This window comes from Microcoleus sp. PH2017_08_TRC_O_A, from assembly GCF_020738665.1.
Classification (GTDB): Bacteria; Cyanobacteriota; Cyanobacteriia; order Cyanobacteriales; family Microcoleaceae; genus Microcoleus.
In genome coordinates this window covers 1-21,597 of the sequence record NZ_JAEQCE010000117.1, presented here as the reverse complement: position 1 = coordinate 21,597, position 21,597 = coordinate 1, and the positions used below count along the sequence as shown (strand labels likewise).

The window sequence follows — 21,597 nt, the reverse complement described above, 5'->3', positions numbered from 1 at the left end:
ATGATGGGAAACTATCACGTTCCGTTTTGGAGAGCAGTGGAGGGGGCGACTCCTTCACTGACTTTAATTATTTTGAGAAAAGTAGCCAGTAAGTTAGGTTTAGACCTAAACCAACTGGGTAGACGGTGTTTGACGACCGTAGCGAGAGTTAGACTTTGGGTTTTACCCAAGCCTACTTTGTCCGCAGAATCTCAGCGTATGAAAGACCTGAGAGTGTCAAGATAGCCAAAAGATTTGGCGGACTAATTTTTTAAGTTCGATCGCGTCCTGACTCGTGCCCAAAAACGGATACTTGCTTTCGGACACTCGTCGCCCGCCACCTAAAATTTCCGACTCCTGTTCAACCCCCTGATTCACTGCGCTGGAAGTCAATCTAAAATCTCAAATCTACAGTCTAAAATCGACTGAATGGGGCTTTCCCGGCGCTCCGGTTCGAGGGGTTAGCTAACGGATTGGCGATCGCACTCAAGCGCGGCGGCCACCCTCTTTTAATATCTTGGAAAAACCTCGCTGAAATTGTTTATCCTGTCAAGGATATATGTACAACTTTTGAATGTGTGAATCGTAAAAATGTCTGAATCACTAACAAAAGGAGGAACGATCGCAGCGATCGCCACTGCGATCGTTCCCCAACAAGGCAGCGTCGGCATTGTGCGAGTTTCCGGTGCCGCAGCCTTAAAAATTGCCGAAACCCTGTTTCGCGCTCCAGGAGGGCAAATTTGGGAATCTCACCGCATTCTTTACGGCCACATCCGCCGCCCCAAAACTCAAGAATTAGTCGATGAAGCTTTGTTGTTAATCATGAAAGCGCCCCGTTCTTTCACCCGCGAAGATGTGGTGGAGTTTCACTGTCACGGCGGCATTATGGCGGTGCAGCAAGTGTTGCAGTTGTGTTTAGAAAATGGGGCGAGATTGGCGCAGCCGGGAGAGTTTTCGCTCAGGGCTTTTTTGAATGGAAGGTTAGATTTAACTCAAGCTGAAAGCATTGCAGATTTGGTGGGAGCACAATCACCCGCCGCCGCACAAAGTGCTTTAGCTGGTTTGCAGGGAAAATTAGCCCAGCCAATTCGCAAATTAAGAGCAATTTGTTTGGATGTGTTGGCAGAAATTGAGGCGAGAATTGATTTTGAGGAAGATTTGCCGCCTCTAGATGAAGCTCAAACTTGTTTGGAAATAAATCAGATTTTGAACGAATTGTCAAGGATTTTGGCGACGGCCGATCGCGGTGAATTGTTGAGAACCGGTTTGAAAGTGGCGATTGTCGGACGCCCGAATGTGGGAAAGTCGAGTTTGTTGAATGCGTGGAGTAAGAGCGATCGGGCGATCGTCACAGATTTGCCTGGAACGACGCGGGATGTGGTAGAGTCGCAGCTAGTTGTGGGCGGGATTCCGGTGCAGGTGCTGGATACAGCGGGCATTCGGGAAACGGATGATCGGGTAGAAAAAATCGGTGTAGAGCGATCGCGCGCCGCAGCCAAACAAGCCGATTTAGTATTGTTGACAATTGACGCAGAATCTGGTTGGACAGCAGGCGATCGGGAAATTTACGAACAAGTAAAACACCGCCAGCTCATTATAATCATCAACAAAATTGACCTAGTAAAAACAATCCCAGAATTACCTTTTTCCTCTGAAATTCACTCGATAGTCACCGCGGCGGCCGCCTTGGATCGAGGTATAGAAGAATTAGAAACAGCCATATTAGATGCTGTCAGCGGCGGAAATTTGCAAGCAGAAAACTCAGATTTAGCAATCAACCAGCGGCAAGCAGCAGCTTTAACCAGAGCTAAAATTTCGCTGGAAGAATGCACGGATACTATTAGCAACAAATTGCCTTTAGATTTTTGGACAATAGATTTGCGCGGCGCAATTCAAGCATTGGGGGAAGTTACGGGCGAAGAAGTGACGGAATCAGTCTTGGATAGAATATTTAGCAGGTTTTGTATTGGGAAATAGCAATTTTAATTGATTTATAACGCTGCTCAGAAAGGTATGTTGTTGGGCTTCAGTCCTTCTTAGTTTAGTAGAAACCCGGTTTCTCGCCTCCCATGAGTAATCTCTAAAAGTCTACTGAGTGGCCGAGACTTCAGAAACCGGGTTTCTTTCTAAACTTCTCGTTACTCAACATAAAACTTCGTAGAAACCCGGTTTCTCGCCCGATCTGGGTAAATTTCATTTAACTCATATGATGTCTACTAGAACGATCGCACTCATCCTCACGATCGCGGTCTTCCCAGAGTTGTGATATAAAGCACAGCCTCACTCGTAGGAATACCGAGAACGTCATTCACGAGATCGTCAAAAAAGCCCGCAATACCGCTGACACCCAAACGCAGTTGAATCGCTGCTAAATTCAACCGCTGGCCCAAATGACCCGCATCCATGTGCAAATATCGGTAAGCGCGATCGCCATATTTGGCAACAGCCCTATTCAAATCCGCCGTGTGAAACAACAGCGCCCCCGCATCTCTGCCCAAATCTTGCCCCAAACACAAATAATGCAGCTCCCTGCGGAAATTTTTGAACCGAATTTGCCGCAATTCTTGAGCTTTCGGAGCGTAATAATAACAACCTTCTTCTAACCCATGCACTCCCGAAACCGCAATAAAAGTCTGAATCAAACTCAGATCGAAATAGTCTGGATAACCGTCTAATCCTTGGTCGATATAGTGCTGCGACTGATAAGTAAAATCAAGCAACGCTAGGAGTTCGCCCAAGCTCAAAGAAGCACCTGTATAAGCACGGGTAGAACGCCTCTTCAGCATCATATTTTCTAAACCTTCCAGATTCACTCCCCAAGGAATCGAAGGTGTGACAGTCGAAACTTTAGTGCAAAATGGAAAGTTATATTTGTCCTCTAAATCTCCTTCACTTTCATCAAGTTTCCAGCCATCTACTCCAGTGGGATCTGATTCTAACTGTGTCGCTTTATGGAGGTATTCTAAAATTTGACCTTCGGAAATTTTCGGGTAATCTGTCGTCGTTTTTCCTGCCAAAGCCGTTTTAAACTTTGGCAAATTTTGGTCGATGTCTAGCAAATCAGCTAAACCAATTAAACAGATCGCTCCTTCTTGCTGCGAGTCGATATACAGTAATTGATTGATAGCTTCGTCTGCGAATCCTCCAATCAGGTGAGGTCGGTAATCGTTGATGGCGCAAGCTAACTCGATATTGCTCAATAAATGACCAGTGTCGAGAAAGATTCGCCGATAAGCTCTGTCTGCGTAACGCCAAGAAGAACGGAAGAAAACAGTGGTAACGGCGATCGCCAATTGGGTATTTTCTAACACCGGCGATCCGAAACAAGTCGCTTGCAGGGCCGGCCAAACTTCGCTGTCCCAAAAATGAACCAGCGAATGAGTTCTGCACTGATAATTGTAGAGTCCCGCCGGCAACTGTGGCGTACCCCGCGAGATTAAATAAACCTCTGCTGGGTAGAGCCCGCCCGCCGATGGTGCCGATCGCAAATACAGGTAGCTGTCATCTACCGTCTGCACCTTCGCCGTCAGCCCGTAGCTGCACAGCAACAAGCTGGACAACCGATGCCACCAACTGGCATCATCCGGGGAATTTGGATCGTCTGAGGGGTCTTTTAGATAAGGCTTCAGGTCAAAATACGCGCCAATTTTATATTCTTTGAACGGAACTGGTTGCTCTGTCCAATCTAGCTGTCTGCTTTTGGCAGCAAGGGTTTGGGGATCGTATTTCGTCCGTTCGTGGTAGTGCTGTGCAATGGAGGGAGGAAGTTCTGGCATATTTCAGTAGAGAATCAGCTTTGGTTTGTTTATCGATCTTGACATTACTGACGGCAAGCATGGTCGAGCAACCCAGAAATTTACAAATATAAAAAAAATCTTAGAAAAAATACGATCGTTGTTACACAAGCTTAACATAATAAGATACCTAAGTATAAATACGCAGAATAAGAACCATCAATTATCATTATGAATTGGCTGCAAAAGCTGTCGTCATTAAGGGTTGAAAATGCAAAAGCTAAGCGCTGAGGAATTGCTCGCTCAGTATTCTGAAGGCCAGCGAAACTTTAACGCCGTTGACTTAAGTGGAGATAACTTGTTTCAAGCAGATTTGCCAGAAATAAACCTTTCTGGTAGCGTGCTGACGCGAGCTTATTTGCCCTACGGAAATCTGACTCAAGCCAATCTTTACAAAACACAGTTACAAGATGCTGAATTGGGCGACATTCAACTTTATCAGGCAAATTTGTCTGAAGCTAATTTATCAGGAGCTAATTTATCTAGAGCAAATTTGCGCCACGCCAATTTGCAAGGAGCAAATTTGCATAAAGCCAATTTACAAGGTGCGGATTTGTACAATGCAGATTTGAGCAATGCCGATTTGAGATATGCTGATTTGAGCAGAGCTAATTTGGAGAAAGCAAAGTTAACCAAAGCTCAATTAGCTGGCTGCAACTTATTTCGAGCGCGCTTAGTGGATTTGTCCGACGCGGAGTGCGATCGCACTACCATCGGCCCGGAAGGATATTGATTTCGCAGCACTGCATTTGGGCGATCGGTCGAAAAAGGCGATCGCCCTTTTTGATATTTCTTAACATTTCTCGACACCGCTGACAATGTGAGTTACAGTCGTAGAGAACTTATGGCTGTGCAATATTGACAATAAACAACACATATTTCCACATAAAAAAAGGTCAAACCTATGAACGATCCCGATGAAAAAGCCAGAGAACTCCGACACAAAGAACAACAACTTCGGAAGCGAGAACAAGAACTTCGACTCCGCGAACTAGAATCGGAAATCGAACGATCGGTACCAGAGAATATAACGAGAAAGTACGAAGAACCAGACAACAATACTCAAAGCAAACTGCAACTATGGCGCCGAAAAATCATAGCAATCAGTCAATTTACAGGTCTGGCAATTGTAGCGCTGGTTGCCCTGCGTGTAGCATCTTGGCTAGGAACTGCGGTGATGGTGGGAGCAATTGCTTTCATTGGTTACAAAATACTTTTTCAAGATAAGAATCCCAAGAATTAACTAACAGGCTATTGTAGTCATTTCAGGTCTGTACTGCACATTGTTCGCGAGGAATAGCGAATCAAATAACTTTTGCACGAACACCATCATGAAATAGCTTGGTTTTGAAATATCCAGCAGTAAACAATCAGAAAACAACCATGAACCTCAAAGTAGAAACTAGCAGCTTTCTCAACGATTTAGAGCGAGTATCCGCCGTGCGCCGAGAAATTGCGGATCGCCTGAGCAACATCGTCACATCCATAGAGCGATCGGAATTAGCCGGAATCGAAGCATCAGGAAAACTCGGTTTAGAAACAGACAGCGCCGACATCAATCTCGCCAGCAAAAACTTGCGCCAAGGAGTATTTCGGCTCCTCGTATTAGGCGACATGAAACGCGGCAAAAGCACTTTTCTAAATGCCTTAATCGGCGAAAACTTGCTTCCCAGCGATGTCAATCCCTGTACCGCTTTGCTGACAATTTTGCGCTACGGCCCCGAAAAAAAAGTCACCGTATATTTCAACGACGGCAAAAGCCCCAAACAACTCGATTTTAAAAGTTTCAAACAAGACTACACAATCGACCCCGCTGAAGCAAAACGCCTAGAATCAGAACAGAAACCAGCATTTCCAGATATCGACTGCGCCGTAGTAGAATATCCCTTACCTTTGCTAGAAAAAGGCATAGAAATAGTAGACAGTCCCGGACTCAACGATACAGAATCGCGCAACGAATTATCTCTCGGTTACATCAACAACTGTCATGCTATTTTGTTTGTACTCAGGGCAACTCAGCCTTGTACAATGGGTGAAAGACGTTATCTAGAAAATTATATCAAAGGTCGTGGATTAAGCATTTTCTTTCTGATCAATGCTTGGGATCAAGTGCGGGAAAGTTTGATCGATCCGGACGATCCTGAAGAAATGGCAGAAGCAGAACACAAACTGGGGCGGGTTTTTAAAGCTAATTTGGCTGAATATTGTTTAACAGAAGGACACGACATTTACGACGAGCGGGTGTTTCCAATTACCTCAATTAAGGCGCTCAGATTGCGGGTAAAAAACCCGGATGCAAATTTAGCAGGAACTGGTTTTCCGGAGTTTATGGCGTCATTGAATACGTTTTTGACGCAGGAAAGAGCGATTTCGGAATTGCGTCCGGCGAGGACTTTGGCGCGTCAAATTTCTGCTCGCGTCCGCGAAGCTGTCGGGCGCCGTTTACCATTGCTCGAACGGGATGTCAATGAGTTGAAGGACAAGATTAATTCTGTTGAGCCGGAGTTTAATAAACTGAGTCAGATTCGCGATGAATTTCAACAAGAAATTATCCGAGTTAGAGATAGTAAATCGCGGGCGATCGCAGATTCTTTCCGCACCTACGTTCTCAACTTAGAAAATACCTTTGAAACAGACTTTTTGCGGTATCAACCCGAGCTGAGATTTCTGGATTTCTTCAGCCAAGATAAGCGAGAAGCCTTTGAAGCATCGCTCAGACGAGCATTCGAGCAGTACATCAACGACAAACTAGCAGCTTGGACTCTCACGGCTGAACAAGAGATGAATTCAGCATTTTCGCAGTTGTCGCAAAGTGCGGCAAATTATGGAGCATCTTACACGAAGGTGACTGAAAAAATCACCGAAAAACTGACCGGGCAAAAAATCCCCGCAGCAGTCAGCAACTCAAACGAAGATAACTCGCCAGCTTGGGCAAAATGGGCGATGGGATTGTTTTCATTAACAACAGGAAACCTGGCGGGTGTAGCAATGGCAGGAGCTGGTTTCGACTGGAAAAATATCCTGCTCAATTTAATTACTGTATTGGGCGTCAGTACGATTTTTGCGAGTTTTACGGGGATTGTTTTGGGGCCACTGTACTTGGCTTTGCTGGGGATGGGTGTTGGGGTTTTGCAAGCAGACGGAGCTCACAAACAGTTAGTGAAAGCAGCTAAAAAAGAGTTGGTAAAATATCTGCCGCAGGTGGCTCAGGAGCAGTGGCAGCCGATTCACGATGCTGTGAAAGAGTGTTTTGATGTTTACGGGCGCGAAGTGGGCGATCGCATGAATGATGATATTAAGTCTCGGAAAGCTGAGTTGGATAATTTGTTGGAACAAAAGCAATCTCGGGAGATTAATTGTCAGGCTGAATCGCAGCGGTTGGAAAAGTTGGAGGCTGATGTTTCTGCTCAGGCGCAGAGTATAGAATCAGTATATCAAGGTTTCTTAGCATCCGCTAAATGAAGCTCTAAGGTACGTAGTTGCGCTTCAGCGCTCTTACATATATAACTAAGAGCGCTGAAGCGCAACTACGTACCTAGGATTTGGAAAAGTTGGAGGCTAAGGTATGTTGTTGCGATGAAAGGTACCTAGGATTTGGAAAAGTTGGAGGCTAAGGTATGTTGTTGCGATGAAAGCGCTCTTACATATATAACTAAGAGCGCTGAAGCGCAACTACGTACCTCGGATTTGGAAGAGGACTGAAGTCCGCACGATCGAACCTTTTATAATCAAACAATGAGATAATTTTAAATATGCAACAACCCGAAACTTATCAAAATCTAACTAACTATCTCAAATCAGCACTGGGCATTCTCGAACTAGATAAAAACTCCCAACTTTACCGAGATACAACTTCTATTTGCGACTATCTTGCCAAACCAACTTTTCAAATCGCTGTCTTCGGCCCGTTTAATTACGGTAAGTCAACTTTGCTGAATGCAATGCTTGGAAATCGCGCTTTGCCGATCGACCTTGTGCCCACTACAGGTGCTGCCATTTATGTCAACTACGGCGACGAATTGCACGCAAAAATCACCCTCAAAGACGGCACAGAAGTCAGCGAAGCGGGGACTGACGTGTTGAAACGCTACGCCATCCTCGACGACAACCGACAGATGCGGGATGATGTCGCAGCCGTCAATGTTTACTGTCCCCACCCATTCCTGAAAACCGGTGTGGAATTGCTGGATTTGCCCGGAACTAACGATCGCCAAGAACAGGATAACTTAGTTCGGGATAAATTGCTGACCGCTGATTTAGTTGTCCAGGTTTTGGACGCTCGCAAATTGATGACTCTGGGCGAACGGGAGCACTTGAGAGACTGGTTGAGCGATCGGCAAATTAACACAGTCGTCTTTGTTGCCAATTTTCTCAATCTACTCGAACCAGACGACCAAAAACAAGTATACAATCGATTGTTGTTTGTTGCCGAAAGTTTTCGCTCCAACTTGCCGAACAATATCAGCAATATCTACCGCGTCGATGCTTTGCCGGCTTTGCGGGCGAGGCTAAAAGGAGATGTGGCTGCGGCTCAAACTACCGGAATTGCCATGTTTGAATCGGCGTTGCAAAGTATAGTCGCAAGTCAACAGGAACAACTAGCAGTTAAGTTGCCGAGAATTGAAGCCATAGCTACTAAGATTTGTCAATCTCTGCGAGCTAAATCTGAAACTGTCGCCGCCGAAATAACAGCCGCTCAACAAAAGCAAAAAGACCGAATTGAAATTAAACAAAAAGCTGAAAAACTGATTTCACAAGGCTTTCAAGCCAGCGTTTCCGACTTCGAGATTTGGCTTTACCAGCCCACACTTTTGCGGCGCTATCAATCGGAAATGGCGCTGTCGCTTCAGCAAGGAAGTTTTGATGCGTGGAAGACAAAATTTGAGCAAGATGTACTGAACCAGCGGGAAACCATTGCAGAATGGGTAAATAAAGCTTGCGAGTTCTTCGATCGAGAACAGCCGATCGCCCTTTTGATCTCGTTTCCGCCCTCCCCGCAAATCGCGTTACCAGAACCGCCAACCGCCGCCACCAAAAAGTCGATCGAGGGCGAAGTGACTCCAGTCGCGATCGCCACCGGCTTAGGTTGGCTGTTGGGCGGCCCAATGGGAGCAGCAGTAGTCGGCGGTGCTAGCTATATTTTGAAGAAAAGAACAGGCTATGAAAAGCCACCTGAATCGTCAGAAGCTTATCTAAATCAAGTAACAGAAATTTGCAACGAAGCTGCTAAAAACTATCTAATTGGTTTCAGTATCGATACTTTTTTAATGCTGCAACACTACAAGGAAATCGCCGCCAAAGTTATCTGTTTTCAAGACAGCAAAGAGCCGCTAAATATGAATGTTCAACAGTACCAGTTACAGTTAGTAAATAATTTAGTGGAAAATTTAGCAGCAGAATTAGATCGAATAAAAATCAGATGATTTTAGATTACTTTCATGGCACTGTCAAATCATCAATAACAGGCTTTCCGGCCAGCTATATCCTCCGTAGGGACACTCCAAGATCCCATTAGTGTCAACTTAAGCCGAAAGCCCACTAGGGTTTTAACCCCTGCCGGACTGCCGGACTCAGGGTTTGACGTTAAGTTGACACTCCTTGGGCAATTCCGTGTCCGTACCAAACCCGAATATGCTGTAAGTCCTGTTAACTAAATTTCATAGATTTCTAACGGTAAGTTGTCTGGATCTCTAAAAAAGGTAAACCGTTTTTCGGTAATTTCGTCAAGGCGAATTTCTTCTACTTCCACTTGTTGCGATTTCAAGTAAGCAACCGATGCTTCTATATCCTCGACTGCAAAAGCTAAATGTCTCAAACCGCAAGCTTCAGGATTGTTAACTCTTTTGGGAGGATGGGGAAATGAAAACAGTTCAATCATTGCGCTGCCGTTTCCGACTTGCAAATCTAGCTTGTAAGAATTCCTCTCGCTTCGGAAAGTTTCTTTGATTGTGGAACATCCCAAGACTTCTACATAAAATTTCTTTGACTTTTCGTAATCCGAGCAAATAATCGCCACATGATGTATTGCCTTTATTTCCATATTAAAAAAGTTAGTTAGTTGCGTTTTTTCAACAGCACAGCACGCTACTAACAATTATATTTGACTTCGAGCAAAACCTGCTAAATTCAGCACGCGCGGCGCAGCTATCCCGTAGGGAATCGCCCTATAAATTCCCCCGCCCAAATCTTAATTAGTAAAATTCCGCAAAAAAAGCACCCCACTTTGATAAAATGAGAGTTTTGCAGTCACTCACCCATTTGCATCTCAGGAGACAAGCACCATGGCCCGTATGTATTACAACGAAGACGCCAACCTAGACCTCTTAGCCAACAAAACGGTTGCTATCATCGGCTACGGTTCCCAAGGACACGCCCACGCCCTCAACCTCAAAGACAGCGGCATGAATGTCATTGTCGGTTTGTATCCCGGTAGCAAATCTGCCGCCAAAGCAACCGATGCAGGTTTAACTGTTCACCCGGTAGACAAAGCAGCCGCCGCCGCTGACTTCATCATGATTTTATTGCCCGATGAAGTTCAAAAAACTATTTACAAAGAACAAATCGAACCTAACCTTTCAGCAGGAAATGTTTTAGCATTTGCTCACGGTTTTAACATTCACTTCGGCCAAGTTGTCCCTCCAGCCGACGTAGACGTAGTAATGGTAGCCCCCAAAGGCCCCGGACACTTGGTGCGCCGGACTTACGAACAAGGCGAAGGTGTTCCGAGTTTGTTTGCAGTATATCAGGATGCTTCGGGCCAAGCGCGCGATCGGGCAATGGCCTATGCTAAAGGTATCGGCGGCACCAGAGCCGGCATCCTCGAAACCACTTTCCGCGAAGAAACAGAAACCGACCTTTTTGGCGAACAAGTAGTTTTGTGCGGCGGTTTGAGCGCCTTAATTAAAGCTGGATTTGAAACCTTAGTTAACGCTGGATATCAACCAGAATTAGCTTATTTTGAATGTTTGCACGAAGTTAAACTTATCGTTGACTTAGTAGTAGAAGGAGGCCTCGCCAAAATGCGCGACAGCATCTCCAATACCGCAGAATACGGCGACTTAACTCGCGGCCCCCGCATCGTCACCGATGACACCCGCGCCGAAATGCGTAAAATTCTTAGCGAAATTCAATCCGGCCAATTTGCGCGCGAATTCGTTCTGGAAAACCAAGCCGGCAAACCGGGCTTTACTTCGATGCGCCGTCAGGAAGCAGAACATCCGATTGAAGAAGTTGGTAAAGATTTGCGCGCTATGTTTAGCTGGTTGAAAAAGCAAGCATAATCGATTTTGGATTTTAGATTTTAGATTTTAGATTTTTCGTTTTATCTAAGATCTAAAATCGCTAATCTAATAGTAATTGTCAAAAGTAGTCCTAGGGTGTGTCGCCACGAAAAATCCCTAAATAAGACAGAGAATCTCACAGCGACGCACCTGACAAGCAGCAGAAATAAACCCAACACCACTGAACAGACAAAAATCGGTCAATTGGTTCTTTCTTTGTCTTCCAACTTCCATCGGATTTCTGTCAACTGTCAACCCTTCTCTAAGCAAACTGTCAACTGTCAACCGTCAACTGTCAACCGTCAACCGTCAACTGTCAAAACTATCGACTAGGGTTTTTTTGCAAGTCCTCAATCTCCTTATCCCTTTCCTTGTTTACCTCTTTTGGCTTCACCCATGAAGGCCACAAACTGACGAAGAACTTTCTACTTGCTAAGCTGGTATCTCTTACAGGTTTGGGGAGAAAAGTTAAACTGTCACCGTAAAGGGTAAACATTGCTACAAACAGCAGCACTAGCGGGATAATATTTTTTTTAGGCATGGCAGTTTCAGAGTTAAGTTTGTAAAAGTCCTTGTTTATATTTTGCCCTGGCGCGAACCAAAAATATCAGCGCTAAAGAAAAGAAATCCCAGGCATAAGCGGACGCAGCATGAAAAAGACAAGACTGCTAATTCGCAATATTATTCGACAAGGCTGACTACCAACTCACAATCTAAGTTCAAATGTACGGACTCGTGACACCTCAGAAACCCGGTTTCTTCGTAACTTTCTCGTTACTAAATGGGAAAACTCGTAGAAACCGGGTTTCTCGCCTATGCGTGGACAATCAAACTGTCCGAAGTATTTATGACTAATGGCTGCTGACTAATAACGTTCGCGAGTTCTTAAGGATCGCAAATTAAATAACTTACAATTTTCATTGTTATTGTGGGATGGGCGTCCCGCCCGTCCAGAAAGAACGGGCGGGACGCCCATCCCACAAATATGTGTAAATTATTTAATTCTCATTCCTAAGTTCGCACTAATAACTACTGTCAACTGTCAACTGTCAACTGTCAACTGTCAACTCACTACTTATTCCCTTGAATAAAATTTTGCACGACTGCATTAGTCTCAGGGGAAATTTCTGTTACCAGGCGCACTGGAATTGCATTGGTAGAAGCAAACTGCGCGTATTCGGGCGTTAGAAAAATAGCATATTTGTCAGCTTCTGCCGTTAGTTGAGCGGCAGTGGCCAGACTTATCGCTTTAATATAATTGCGTATGCTCACAGCTTGCTCGCCGACAACTTCATCGCCAGAAATTACTGTACTCGGTCTGCTAGCTTGGTCTAAGGTTGTACTCGGATCTTTGACGCTTAAGTGGGTTCCTCCTACAAAGCCGACTAGCCATTTGGGGGCGGTAATCTTTTGGAATCCGGCAATTTGTTCGACTAAGGCGGGTGTGGTTTTGTCGGCTGAAGATGCTACTATTAATGTAGGGATTTGAATGGCACTTAAACCCGTTTCTCCAAATAGTAATGATGTGGTGGGATTCATAACGATCGCCCTTTTTATCCTCACATCCCGCAATTGATACCGTTCTGCGGGCAATCGGGCCGCCGCGCACTGAATGCCTTCGCCCAAGCTAAACCCGATTAAATCCCCCTGACAGCGCTGTTTGAGCCCGGTCAATTGCAGTTCGGCACCGGCTACGGACAAGGCTGTGGCGCCGCCGAAGGAATAGCCCACGATCATCGATCGCTCGATCGCAATTTTTCCCTGCAAGTTATCATCAGTTTGGTTCAATTTTGCCAGTTCGTCGAGCACAAAACTGATATCTTTAGGACGGTCTAAAAACTCTCCAGAAGCGAGCAACTGAGACTTACCCGCGATCGCAGCCTTGGTATTTGTTTCGTTGCTTCCCGGATGTTCTACAGCAGCTACCACGTAGCCGTAGGACGCCAAATGCTCGGCTAAATAACGCAAATCCGTCCGCACCGAACCCAAACCGTGAGAAAACACGATCGTCGGTTTGTCCGCCGTCGCTGCTCTCGACCAATAGACATCAACAGGAATACGCCGATTGCGGGCGCTATCGTTCAAATCTAGCTTGAGAACCCGCACCGAATTCGGGCCGGGTTGGGTTGGGTCGAAAGGCGGGTTAAAGGCGGGTTTAGTGGCTGTTAATTGAGGTGCGATCGCGGCCATAAACCTCTGAGTTTGCCAAAAACCCGAGTTTAAATTGCTTAAAACTGCGAAAGCTCGATCGAGATCCACGACTACCCGCGCACTCGGATAAGATTCAATGAAACTCAATACCGATAAGCCTTCCGGCGCATTCGCCCCCAGCACCAAAGCCGCTCGCAGCGCTTCGACACCGGCACCGTCGCGCCTGGGAATGACTGTAGTCAAATCCGTCAAAATCGCAGTCCCGATGCGCGTATTTAGCAAGTTGCTCAAACCAACTACATTGAGAGGGATTTTCGCTTGAAGTGCTCCCAAAATTTGACTGCGCTGTGCGTCAGACAGCAGATTGGCGTATGCTTGCAGTCTGGGCGGGACTTTTCCGGTTTTTGCGAGCTCGCGCAAATCCGCCACCGAGATTGAGGATTCTAAAGGGCCTTTGCGGACAACAACTGTTTCTGTAGCTTTTGCAGGGGATATCATAGCGCCGAAAGTGCCGATCGCGATCGCGCCACAAACACTCGCGACTGAGGAAAACCATCTTAAATTTGGTCGGATGCTCATTTTTACCTGGTTCAACTAGAGGGATATTACTATATTCTTAAAATTGTCCCAGATACAGAGAAATTCTGTTCAAGTGTTGATAAATTGTCTGGGAATGCGATCGACAAAACCTCTCGGTATGTTTAAATGTCGATCGTCGCGATCCTATTAAGTATAATTGCCAATCAAACATGGCCATTTAGCTTAATGCACTACGCGAAATTGCGGTTGACATCATATTTTGTGTTTACTACGATAGTAAATAAAACCCTGCGATATCCCTGACCTTTGCATCAGAATGATCATTTTTCGAGTGCAGTGCGATCGTCCTCTGGCATTATATCGTTTCCGTCAGTCTTGAAAAAAATCAATTTACCTCAGCTATCAGGAGGATTTCAATGAATACACTGACACTTCCAGGCTACAAAATCACCACCTCAATCTCCGACGGGTTCAATACCAGCGTTTACCGGGGAATTAGACAGTCAGACGAACAACCAGTCATCATCAAAATCCTCAAGGCAGAATTTCCCACCCTCGAACAAATTACCCGCTTAAAAAACGAATATAAAATTACTCAGCATTTACACGCAGACAGCATCGTCACATATTACAGCCTCGAAACGTATCAAAACCGTCTCGCCCTGATTTCAGAAGATTTTGGAGGCAACTCCCTGGGTCAAATCATCTCAAAAAAGCTTGACTTAACAGCATTTTTAAACATTGGCATTCAGCTAGCATCAGCACTCAACTCGCTGCATCAAAACGGCATCATTCACAAAGACATCAAACCCTCCAACATTATCATCAACCTGGAAACAGGAATAGTTAAAATCACCGACTTCAGCATCGCTTCCCGGCTGAGCAAAGAAACTCCCCAAATTAACAGCGCTAACTTAGTTGAAGGTACAGTCGCCTATATGTCTCCCGAACAAACTGGGAGAATGAACCGCACCTTAGATTATCGCAGCGATTTCTATTCCCTAGGTGTCACATTTTACGAAATGCTGACAGGCAAATTGCCGTTTAAAAGCAACGATATTTTGGAACTGGTACACTGTCATATTGCCAAACATCCCGCGCCACCTTCTGAATGCAGGAGGAATTTAGAAAATAGCGATCTGGTTCCGCAAGTTGTTTCGGATATTGTGATGAAGCTTTTGGGAAAAAATGCCGAAGATAGATATCAAACAGCAGAGGGGATTAAGGCAGATTTAGAAAACTGTTTGAATTCTTGGCAGACAACTGGGGAAGTTGCTTATTTTGTACCCGGACAGTTGGATCGATCGGGACAATTGTCAATCCCTCAAAAACTCTACGGGCGAGAACTTGAAGTCGATAGTTTACTTGCTGCTTTTGAAAGGGTAGGGACACGGCAGTGCCGTGTCCCTACAGGTGATAGGGATTTACTCCCAGGGCGCAGCGAAATAGTCCTAGTTTCCGGTTATTCTGGGATTGGTAAAACCGCCATTGTCAATGAAGTTCACAAGCCAATTGTGCGACAGCGCGGCTATTTTATTAACGGCAAATTTGACCAATTTAAGCGCAACATTCCCTATGCAGCTTTGATTCAAGCTTTCGGGTCCTTAATCGGGCAGTTGCTGACTGAAAGCAGCGAAAATTTGCAAGCTTGGCGAGAAAAGTTAGCGGCGGCTTTGGGTACAAACGGTGCTGTGATTGTTGATGTAATTCCCGAGATTGAGCTAATTATTGGCAAACAGCCGGAAGTGCCACAACTGGGGGCTGCGGAATCTCAAAATCGGTTTAATCGAGTCTTTCAAGAGTTTATCGGCGTCTTTACTCGCGCAGAACATCCGCTGGTTATCTTTTTAGATGATTTGCAGTGGGCTGATTCGGCTTCGCTGAATTTAATGCAGTTGTTGCTTGGCAATTCGGAAAGTAAATACCTGCTGTTGATTGGTGCTTATCGGGATAATGAAGTTCATCCGACTCATCCGCTCGTACAGGCGATCGAGCAAATTGCCAAAACTGGTACTCCAGTCAATAATATTGTATTGCAACCGCTGGATTTCGGCAATGTTTGCGAATTAATTGCCGATACTATCACGGCTAACGACAAGGTGAGATTGCTGGCTGAGTTGATTTTCCACAAAACGGGCGGTAATCCTTTCTTCATCACGCAGCTTTTGCAAGCGCTGTATCAAGAAAATCTGTTACACTTTGAGTTGAGCAGCGGTAGTTGGCAGTGGGATTTAGCGCAGATTCAGGCGATCGGCATTACCGACAAAAGTGTCGTGGAATTGGTAGCCAGCCGCATCGAAAAACTTCCGGAAACTACGCAGCGAGTCTTAAAATTGGCGGCTTGTATTGGCGACACATTTACCCTCGATGTTTTGTCAATTGTCAACGAACAATCCCAGGCGCAAGCAGCTAGCGAACTCTGGGCGGCGCTGCAAACTGGATTGGTTCTCCCGTTGAGTAATGCTTACAAAATTCCCCTGGTTGGAGGCTGGGGACTGGATAATTTGCGATCGATTATTCCCGCTTCTCAATCCAAAATTGCCTACAAATTTCTGCACGACAGAGTGCAGCAAGCAGCTTATTCTCTGATTCCAGACGCCCAAAAGCAAGCAACGCACCTAAAAATCGGTCAATTGCTGCTCAAAAATACTCCCGTCGCTGAGATTGACGATAATGTGTTTGATATTGTCAACCAACTGAATGTTGGGGTTGAATTTCTCACAGAAAAAACCGAAAAAGATGAATTGGCAAAACTGAATCTGATCGCCGGGAAAAAAGCTAAAGCATCTAATGCTTACGAAGCTGCTGTCAGGTATTTGAATGTCGGCTTGGAACTCATTAACTCCTCCCAGTCCCCCGTTAGTATGCAGTCAAGTTGGGATACTGATTATGACTTGACGCTGAATCTGCACGTAGAAGCAGCGGAGGCAGAGTATCTGAATACTAACTTTGGGCGATCGCAAGAATTAGCGGATCTTGTTTTACAACAAGCTGTTAGCGTACTAGACAAAATTAAAGTCTACGAAATCCAAATCCAGTCTTATATGTCTCAAAACCAATTTAGTCAGGCTGTAGATTATGGGCTAAAAGCTGTGGAAATATTGGGGTTGTCCCTCTCTGAAATCCCCCCAGAGAATCTCGCTGGAATTAAGTTGCCTCAAATTGAGGAACTAGAAAAAGTACCTGTAATGACTGATGACTATCAGTTGGCGGCAATGCGGATACTCTCGGTGCTTCTTTCTCCGGCTTTTGGTGCAAAACCAGAACTCTTGCCACAGATCATCTTCACAATGGTCGATTTTGGTATGGAAAGCGGTTATTCAGCACTTGGGGCGATCGCCTATACTTGGTATGGTTTGCTGCTAAGTGCGGTATTGGGAGAGCTAAACGCTGGATATCATTCTGGACAACTAGGTTTGAAACTGTTAGACAAATTCAATGCTAAACAACTTAAATCCAAAATTTACAATATGTTTAACACTTTTGTTAGACATTGGAAAGAACACGCCAGGGAAACTATTGTATCCTTAATGGAAGGGATTCAATCTGGCTTAGAAACAGGAGATTTAGAGTTTGGCAGTTATTGTGCCATGAACTACTGCAATCACCTATTTTTGATTGGCGAGCCACTAGAAAATGTTGCACAAAAGCAAGGGCAATATATAAATTTAACACTGAACCTAAAGCAGGATTTTCCTAGTGTATTTATCAGAACTTGGTCACAAATGGTTTTGAATCTAATGGGGCGTTCGACCAATAAAAGTCAATTGATCGGGGATGAATTTAACGAAATAGAAATGTTGCCAAATTTGAAAGTTAATTGGTCTTTTTTTAATTTTTACTTTGCGAAAACACTTCTGCATTACTTGTTTAAAGAATACGATATGGCAGTTGCTAACGCATCTTTGGCGGTAGAATACGCAGGTGGGATGGTTGGCTACATGATGGTCGGCACAAACAATTTTTACTATTCCCTGGCACTCCTGGCTGTGTATCCAACTGCGGATAGTGCAGCACAAGAAAAATACTTGATGCAAGTAGCAGCCAATCAGGAACAAATGCAGACATGGGCGCACCACGCCCCGATGAACTACCAGCACAAGTACGATTTAGTAGAGGCTGAAAAAGCGAGAGTTTTCGGTAAAAATTGGGAAGCAGCAGATTATTATGACAAAGCTATTCAAGGAGCCAAAGAGCAAGGATACATCCAAGAAGAAGCACTCGCTAACGAACTTGCGGCCGAGTTTTATTTCTCTCGCAACAAAGACAAAATTGCTCAAGTATATCTCACAGAATCATACTACGGTTACATCCACTGGGGAGCGATCGCCAAAGTCAAAGATTTAGAAGCCCGATATCCCCAATTAGTCGCCCAAACCCTCAACCGAGAAACTAAAACCCGCGATTTAACTGTCACCGCCACGACAACAACCACCAGCAGCGATTTCAGTAAATCCTTAGATATCGGCACATTCATCAAAGCATCTCAAGCAATTACCAGCGAAATTGTCCTGGATAAATTGCTCGCCAGTTTGATCGAGATTTTGTTAGAAAATGCCGCCGCTCAAAAAGCTGTGCTGATGCTCTACAAAGATGATAGTCTTTTGATCCAAGCAGCTTGTACGTCAGAGCAAAATCAAGCCGTTGTCTTGCAATCCCTTCCCGTTGAAATTAGTCAAGATTTGCCAGTTTCTATTGTTAACTATGTTGCTCGAACTCAAAAAGACTTGGTTTTAAACAATGCAGCTTCAGATGGCTTGTTTACTACCGATCCGTATATTGTCAGCAGTCAGCCTAAGTCAATTCTTTGCAATCCCGTCATCTATCAGGGCCAATTCACAGGGATTCTGTACCTGGAAAATAACTTAGCAGTGGGTGCTTTTTCTCCCGAAAGATTGCAAGTTTTAAAAGTTTTGACTTCTCAAGTTGCGATCGCCCTAGAAAATGCTAAACTCTACGCAAAAGCACAACAAAAGTCGCAGCAACTAGAACAATCTTTGCACAAGTTGCAGCAAACCCAAGCTCAACTGGTGCAAACGGAAAAAATCTCAAGTTTGGGGCAGTTGGTAGCAGGAGTTGCTCACGAAGTCAATAACCCCGTTGGCTTTATTTCCGGCAATCTCCACCACGCTAATGATTATGTACGAGATTTGATTTGCATTGTCAATCTTTACCAGCAGCACTACCCACAGCCGGTACAGGAAATTGCAGAAGCAGCAGAAGATATGGAACTCGATTATCTGATGGAAGATTTGCCTAAAATGCTGGGTTCTATGCAGTTAGGAACCGATCGCATTCGTGATATCATGCAATCATTACGCAACTTCTCGCGCGTTGACGGTAATGAAAAAAAACCGGCCGACATTCATGCAGGTATCGAGAGTACGTTGATGATTTTACAGCACCGCTTGAAAGCTAATGCGGAACGTCCGTCAATTCAAGTGATTAAGGAATACGGCGACTTACCTGCGGTTGAGTGCTACAGCGGACAACTCAATCAGGTGTTTATGAATTTGCTCTCAAATGCGATCGATGCTTTGGATGAGTCGAATGCTTCACGTACTTACGCTGACATTGATAAGCATCCTAATATTATCACAGTTTGCACCGAAGTCAAGGATGTGAAGGAAGAAGGAATAAGGAAGAAGGAAGAAGGAAGAGGGAATAAGGAAGAAGAAAGAGAGAATAAGGAAGAAGTAAGAGGGGGGAAAAGTGAGAGTTTTGCGGTGATTCGGATTAAGGATAATGGGCCTGGGATGCCTGAATCAACGCGGTGTAAACTGTTCGATCCGTTTTTTACCACTAAGCCGGAGGGGAAAGGTACGGGATTGGGATTGTCGATTAGCTATCAAATTGTAGTCGAAAAACACGGCGGTGCGATCGAGTGTATTTCGGAACCGGGAAAAGGTGCGGAGTTTGTGATAGCAATTCCCTTAAATTAGAGAAGGATTAGAGAAGAAAACTGGGCGAATATAATTCGCGTCTATACAGACACTCACGCGCCTCCGCGGGTTGAAAAAAAACCGGCGAATATAATTCGTGTCTATACAGACACTCACGCGCCTCCGTGGGTTGAAGAAAACCCGGCGAATATGATTCGTGTCTATACAGACAACCGGGCGAATAGGATTCGCGTCTATACAGACACTCACGCGCCTGCGCGGGTTGAAAACGGGGAAATTAAAATTACCTTATTCTCTTCAACCTGCGGAGGCAGGTTTTGTTCGTATAGGCGCGAATTCTATTCGCCGTCTATCTGCATCTACAAACCTATTTAAAATCTAAAACCGGGAAAGGTTTCGCCGCTTCTATCTGCGCCGCTAATGCAATTAAAGTTGCTTCCGCCGCCGGCCGCCCGATAATTTGAATTCCCACCGGCAAACCGTTATCATCTAAGATGGCCGGAAGTGCGATCGCAGGTAAACCACTCGCATTAAATGGCGGACAAGGAGCAACCCAATTAATAATCCGCTGCAAAGTTTCCTCACAACTCAAATGGGCCCACTCCCCGATGCCAATTGGCGAGTGCATATAAGTCGGCAAAACTAACACATCAAAATTCTCAAAGAATCCCACAATCCGCCGTGAAATCACCTGCATTTGATTCACCGCCCGCAAATATTCCCCAGCCGCAACAGTCCTTTCCAACAACCAGCGATTCATCGGTTCCAAAACCTTGCCTGGAATGCCACTTGCTGCCGCCCCAGACTGCCAAATTACTGTAAACGGTTCGATTAAACCTGTAAAATCCGGGCATCCCGGTTCGACATCGTGACCCAAATCTGTCAGTAATTTTACGGTTTCGAGTACGGCTTGCTGACACACAGGCGCTGCCTCACCCACGGGAGCAATACTGGTAGAAAAAGCAATTCGCAGTTTGCCCAACTTTTCGCCGGAAGCCTCTAAAAACGTGGGATTTGGGTCTGGTAGCCAGTACGGATCGCCTGTGGTGTAGCCTGACATCACATCCAACAGGGCGGCGGCGTCAGCGACGGTGCGGGCGAGAGGGCCGTTGGCAGAAATTCCGCTCAGGTAATCTCCGACTGGTGCCCAGGAAACTCGCCCGCGCGAGGGTTTTATGCCCACTAAACCGCAGGCGGAAGCTGGGCCTCGGATCGAACCGCCGCCGTCTGAACCTTGGGCGATCGCGCATAAACCCGCCGCTACGGCCGCCGCTGAGCCGCCGCTGGAACCTCCGGGCGTGTAGTCTAAATTCCAGGGATTGCGCGCGGGCCGGAAACCTGGGGGTTCGCTGTAAGGCAATGAGCCTATTTGAGAGGTTGCTGTTTTGCCCAGAATGTTAAATCCGGCTGCTTCGATCCGCCAGACTACTGACTCGTTGTAGGGAGATATGTTACTGTGCAAAGCCTGAACTCCGTAAGTACACGGAATGCCGGTAACTGGTGTCAAGTCTTTGATGCCGATCGGCACTCCGAAAAACGGCGGCAATTCCTCTGACTTGTTTAAGCCTGCTAGGTGTTCGGTTTGCGCTGTCGCCAGCTCGATCGCCCGATCGGCTGTTACTGTAAAATAACTACCAAGTTGATGGTTTAATCGATCGATCCGTTCCAAGTACACATTGGCAATTTCTAGGGGCGAAATTTCCCGAGCGCGGATCGACTTCGCCAAATCCAGGGCTGAACTAAAAGCCCGATCGACAGAATTCATAGGTGTAAGTCCTGAATGGTTCGGCAAAGTATATATTTATAGCTGGTAAAAGTATAGTCATCTATTACATGACACGGGAGGCATTGAGTCCCTCCCCTTTCGCTTTCACTTCGAGCGGATTAACCCGCCTCGGCTGAGCTACGCAGCTCTCTATCCCATTGCTGAAGGCATTTGGGATTGCTTTT

General features: G+C 45.5%; 14 protein-coding genes. 8 read left to right on the top strand and 6 right to left on the bottom strand.

Annotated elements, in window-relative coordinates:
• The coding region (locus tag JGK22_RS29620; protein ID WP_293314331.1) for a hypothetical protein at nucleotides 1-225 on the top strand (225 nt) is incomplete at its 5' end.
• Here the strand turns inward: JGK22_RS29620 and JGK22_RS29615 are convergent.
• Complete coding sequence (locus JGK22_RS29615) at nucleotides 217-372, bottom strand: hypothetical protein (RefSeq protein WP_293178697.1); 156 nt, start codon at nucleotides 370-372, stop codon at nucleotides 217-219. The genes JGK22_RS29620 and JGK22_RS29615 overlap by 9 nt on opposite strands.
• Before the next feature lie 198 nt (nucleotides 373-570).
• Here JGK22_RS29615 and mnmE point away from each other — a divergent pair, with 198 nt between their 5' ends.
• A complete protein-coding gene (gene mnmE / locus JGK22_RS29610) occupies nucleotides 571-1,956 on the top strand; it encodes a tRNA uridine-5-carboxymethylaminomethyl(34) synthesis GTPase MnmE (RefSeq protein WP_293208610.1) in 1,386 nt (461 codons plus the stop codon).
• 260 nt (nucleotides 1,957-2,216) lie between these two features.
• Here the strand turns inward: mnmE and JGK22_RS29605 are convergent, their stop codons facing one another.
• Nucleotides 2,217-3,755 (bottom strand): SagB/ThcOx family dehydrogenase, encoded by a 1,539-nt coding sequence (locus JGK22_RS29605; protein ID WP_293314329.1) that lies wholly within the window; start codon nucleotides 3,753-3,755, stop codon nucleotides 2,217-2,219.
• Between the two features lie 229 nt (nucleotides 3,756-3,984).
• Between JGK22_RS29605 and JGK22_RS29600 the strand changes: the two genes are divergently transcribed.
• From JGK22_RS29600 to JGK22_RS29585, 4 genes are all read left to right on the top strand, one after another.
• Nucleotides 3,985-4,506 carry a pentapeptide repeat-containing protein gene (locus JGK22_RS29600; protein ID WP_293178709.1) on the top strand — a complete coding sequence of 174 codons (522 nt, stop codon included), beginning with the start codon at nucleotides 3,985-3,987 and terminating at the stop codon, nucleotides 4,504-4,506.
• Between the two features lie 171 nt (nucleotides 4,507-4,677).
• Complete coding sequence (locus tag JGK22_RS29595) at nucleotides 4,678-5,016, top strand: hypothetical protein (protein ID WP_293178711.1); 339 nt, start codon at nucleotides 4,678-4,680, stop codon at nucleotides 5,014-5,016.
• 140 nt (nucleotides 5,017-5,156) lie between these two features.
• The gene (locus tag JGK22_RS29590; protein WP_293314326.1) at nucleotides 5,157-7,235 is read left to right on the top strand and encodes a dynamin family protein; all 2,079 of its coding nucleotides are present in this window, start codon (nucleotides 5,157-5,159) and stop codon (nucleotides 7,233-7,235) included.
• A gap of 290 nt (nucleotides 7,236-7,525) precedes the next feature.
• A complete protein-coding gene (locus JGK22_RS29585) occupies nucleotides 7,526-9,196 on the top strand; it encodes a dynamin family protein (protein WP_293208607.1) in 1,671 nt (556 codons plus the stop codon).
• Between the two features lie 227 nt (nucleotides 9,197-9,423).
• Here JGK22_RS29585 and JGK22_RS29580 read toward each other — a convergent pair whose 3' ends face one another.
• Nucleotides 9,424-9,813 carry a VOC family protein gene (locus JGK22_RS29580; RefSeq protein ID WP_293178716.1) on the bottom strand — a complete coding sequence of 130 codons (390 nt, stop codon included), beginning with the start codon at nucleotides 9,811-9,813 and terminating at the stop codon, nucleotides 9,424-9,426.
• A gap of 241 nt (nucleotides 9,814-10,054) precedes the next feature.
• On the opposite strand from JGK22_RS29580, the gene ilvC reads away from it, so the two are divergent.
• Nucleotides 10,055-11,053: a ketol-acid reductoisomerase gene (gene ilvC, locus JGK22_RS29575; protein ID WP_293178718.1), complete on the top strand. Its 999-nt coding sequence runs from the start codon at nucleotides 10,055-10,057 to the stop codon at nucleotides 11,051-11,053.
• Between the two features lie 322 nt (nucleotides 11,054-11,375).
• Here ilvC and JGK22_RS29570 read toward each other — a convergent pair whose 3' ends face one another.
• Entirely contained in the window at nucleotides 11,376-11,594 is a 219-nt protein-coding gene (locus JGK22_RS29570; RefSeq protein WP_293178720.1) for a hypothetical protein, read from the bottom strand.
• 530 nt (nucleotides 11,595-12,124) lie between these two features.
• The gene (locus JGK22_RS29565; protein ID WP_293193514.1) at nucleotides 12,125-13,783 is read right to left on the bottom strand and encodes an alpha/beta hydrolase; all 1,659 of its coding nucleotides are present in this window, start codon (nucleotides 13,781-13,783) and stop codon (nucleotides 12,125-12,127) included.
• A gap of 377 nt (nucleotides 13,784-14,160) precedes the next feature.
• On the opposite strand from JGK22_RS29565, the gene JGK22_RS29560 reads away from it, so the two are divergent.
• A complete protein-coding gene (locus tag JGK22_RS29560; RefSeq protein ID WP_293314324.1) occupies nucleotides 14,161-19,686 on the top strand; it encodes an ATP-binding sensor histidine kinase in 5,526 nt (1,841 codons plus the stop codon).
• A gap of 328 nt (nucleotides 19,687-20,014) precedes the next feature.
• Here JGK22_RS29560 and JGK22_RS29555 read toward each other — a convergent pair whose 3' ends face one another.
• Nucleotides 20,015-21,412, bottom strand: a complete 1,398-nt coding sequence (locus JGK22_RS29555) for an amidase (RefSeq protein ID WP_293220374.1) — start codon at nucleotides 21,410-21,412, stop codon at nucleotides 20,015-20,017.
• Between the last annotated feature and the right edge of the window lie 185 nt (nucleotides 21,413-21,597).